The 2,649-nt window shown below is 40.0% G+C and carries 3 protein-coding genes; 2 read left to right on the top strand and 1 reads right to left on the bottom strand.

What is annotated here, in order from left to right; all coding sequences use genetic code 11:
* Positions 1-186 precede the first annotated feature (186 nt).
* Positions 187-831 carry a hypothetical protein gene (locus tag Q8O92_14025; protein ID MDP2984431.1) on the top strand — a complete coding sequence of 215 codons (645 nt, stop codon included), beginning with the start codon at positions 187-189 and terminating at the stop codon, positions 829-831.
* Here the strand turns inward: Q8O92_14025 and Q8O92_14020 are convergent.
* Positions 806-1,969, bottom strand: coding sequence for an IS4 family transposase (locus tag Q8O92_14020; protein MDP2984430.1), 1,164 nt, complete (start codon positions 1,967-1,969; stop codon positions 806-808). The genes Q8O92_14025 and Q8O92_14020 overlap by 26 nt on opposite strands.
* A gap of 157 nt (positions 1,970-2,126) precedes the next feature.
* Here Q8O92_14020 and Q8O92_14015 point away from each other — a divergent pair, with 157 nt between their 5' ends.
* On the top strand, positions 2,127-2,609 hold the full coding sequence (locus Q8O92_14015; protein MDP2984429.1) for a hypothetical protein: 483 nt from the start codon (positions 2,127-2,129) through the stop codon (positions 2,607-2,609).
* Positions 2,610-2,649 lie beyond the last annotated feature (40 nt).

Genomic DNA, 2,649 nt, shown 5'->3' with positions numbered 1-2,649 from the left:
TATATACTTGTGAAGAAATAGAGAGTCCCCGTTTTGGCATTGGTGAAAATCATATTAATACATATATAATAAAACTTGATACACAAACTGGTCAATCTTGGTTTCTTCTAAACAACAAATGGTCGTTGATAGAAGGCAATAAATAGGAAAAAAAAGAAGTTCTTCTTGTAATTATAGGTTTTTCTTATGGTCCAGCGCGATCACTTTTCGAATTTTATTGACTGGCTTGCAACGTTCACAGAACAGCATCCTCCCGGTTCTTTCCTCATCTATGTAGATTTGCAGGAACCTAAGCCACCAGATACAATTACCGACCTTTCCGTATATCTTACCCTGCCGGATAAGCCTGGGCCTCGTCTTACCCTTATTCGTGCTGATCTCGATTCTCTCCAGAGAATGCGTTTGAAAACTGCCGTGACCCCTTTGAAAAAACTAGGCTGGGAATGGAATGATTCCGATGCAATCAGGTTCATAATTCATCATTATTTCTTTCTCTATGAATTCGACCGCTTTTTCATAAAGAAAAAATCCATCTTCTCATATTTCCCCTGGCTCTCCGTCCCTCGCTATCCATTGTTTTCTCTTGTTGATATTCTGGTCATCTGGGAGTATTCCGGTGGTGATATGGTTGAAGCGCTTCCTGCGAATCTTAAGTATGAGCTATCATCCGCCGAAAAATCAAAGTTTTTTGAATTGGTTCAATCATGTATTCCGCCCAAAATATCCGCGCCAGAACCCACAATAAAAATAACAAAAGATGTTTCTAATAGTATCAATACTGTCAATCCTTCTCAGCGTTGTCCGGTTAAGTTTTTGCGTATGATTGTTTGAGTGAAAGATATTTTCGATTATGGGGTAAAAAGGGAACAGGGATGAACGAACCGGCTTCGTTGCGGATAGCGATGCGGAGTTGCCGAACCCTTTGAATAGAGACTTTATCCTTGAATTGTTCATGGCAGTAAATAGCGAGGAGGAGATAAGTAATCAGACCGGCCAGGAGTTGAATCGTCAGTGCGTGTTGAGAGCGGGCGAGCAGGTGATAGACTTTGAGGTGACGTTTCCACCAGCCGAAGAAAATCTCTATTTTCCAGCGGAGGAGAAAGATAGCGGCGATCTGTTCAGCGGAAAGATCAAACCGATCTGTGGCAACCCAGTAGGTTTTATTCCCGATGCGATAACCGACCACCCTTACCGGTTTCAGGGTAATATTTTTATCGGTGCTACCGAGAATGACGATGGCGTCATAAAAGACTATGCTGCCGTGAATTAGCTGATTTTCTTTGATGACTGTTTTGGTGGTATCCTCACGGATACGGCAGACGAAATGAATTCCTTGTTCTTGCCACGAGTCGAAATCTTTATGACATTGATAATATCTGTCTGTTACCCCGGTTTGTCCAGGTGAAATAAGGTATTTGACCTCTTTGCGTTCATCGCCTTTGCCAGAGGTAAGAGTAAGGCCGGTAGGGATGGAACGGTTCAAGTCGAATCCGATATGAGCTTTGGCTTTTTTTGAATTTTTACGGTAGTCAGCCCAGGTCATGGAGAACACGGCATCAATTAAGGAGCCGTCAATGGCGATCAGATTGCCAAGGTCTTCATGTTTTTTAGGTAAGATAACGGCAGCCTGAGCGGTAAGAGCATTGTACACCTGGATGAAGAATTCAAGTCTGCGGGAATGCATGGCTTCGAAGAAGCTGCTTTTTTTAATGCCTTGGGGTGGAGCGATCATTTTGCGAGCGAAGGAATCCTGTTCCAGCACCTGGAGAAGATGTCTTCCCGAATCAGGAATATCGAGGTGATAGTAAATAAGCGAATCAAGAAAATGTTCCATAGTCATCTGAAATGGTTTATTCCCTTTGGATTCCACGAGAGGGATATTGGCCAGGACATTTGTTAAGGGTTTGCGGAATGTCATATAAGTTTTTTTGTTTTTGAAAGAGGTGCGGGGCCAGATGTTTTTGCGCATTTTCGTAACTCCTTGTCTGAGATGGGTTTACGAAAAACGTGCAACTTCTGGCCTCATTTGAAAAAGTCAAGTAAAATTTTACATTTACACCAACTTTTTTGAAAATATTTTTGGCAAAACCTTATATCACTTTTGCATGCAAATTCCTAACCGGACAATGCTGAATCCTTCTGAAAGTATTTCATTGAATTTTTGGACAACAGATAATGGGGATATTTTTAAAATATCAACATTTTGTAATGGCCGAAAAGAAGGTGAAGCAACATTTAATCTTTTAGATGGAAAAATGACAAAGCAAAGGGTACTTATTCAATTGCTTATTACTAAAAGGTCTCTTTTGGTTTCAGATATTATTAACGCTTGTTATGCAGCAGAGAGAAAAAAATTACGAAGAGAAGATGTTGCTAATCAAAGGAAGCTTCTCGCAAGGGTTAAAAGTCTTGTATCTGATATTCGATGTAAGTTGGAACAAAACGGTATTACCAAAGATATCATTTCTCCATTGGGGCCGACAATTGATCATACCGATAAAGTATTTCTTCGTGTAGAATCCTGTAACAATTTAGCCCGGATTATTCGTAAAATTGTCATTTCAATTTTTTACATAAATATCAATCACTTACCATACATTACAAAATAAAGCTTATCCTCTTGTATAACAAGAAGTAATGAAAAAGTAT

Origin of the sequence: Candidatus Latescibacter sp., from assembly GCA_030692375.1 — a bacterium.
Lineage (GTDB): Bacteria > Latescibacterota > Latescibacteria > Latescibacterales > Latescibacteraceae > JAUYCD01.
Note: the sequence above shows the minus strand (reverse complement) of the source record. Positions and strands in the feature narration are given on the sequence as shown.

Excerpts from the sequence above, each read along its gene's own strand:
- Q8O92_14025 (MDP2984431.1), top strand. The coding sequence starts at position 187 with ATGGTCCAGCGCGATCACTTTTCGAATTTTATTGACTGGCTTGCAACG.
- Q8O92_14020 (MDP2984430.1), bottom strand. The coding sequence starts at position 1,969 with ATGCGCAAAAACATCTGGCCCCGCACCTCTTTCAAAAACAAAAAAACT.
- Q8O92_14015 (MDP2984429.1), top strand. The coding sequence starts at position 2,127 with ATGCTGAATCCTTCTGAAAGTATTTCATTGAATTTTTGGACAACAGAT.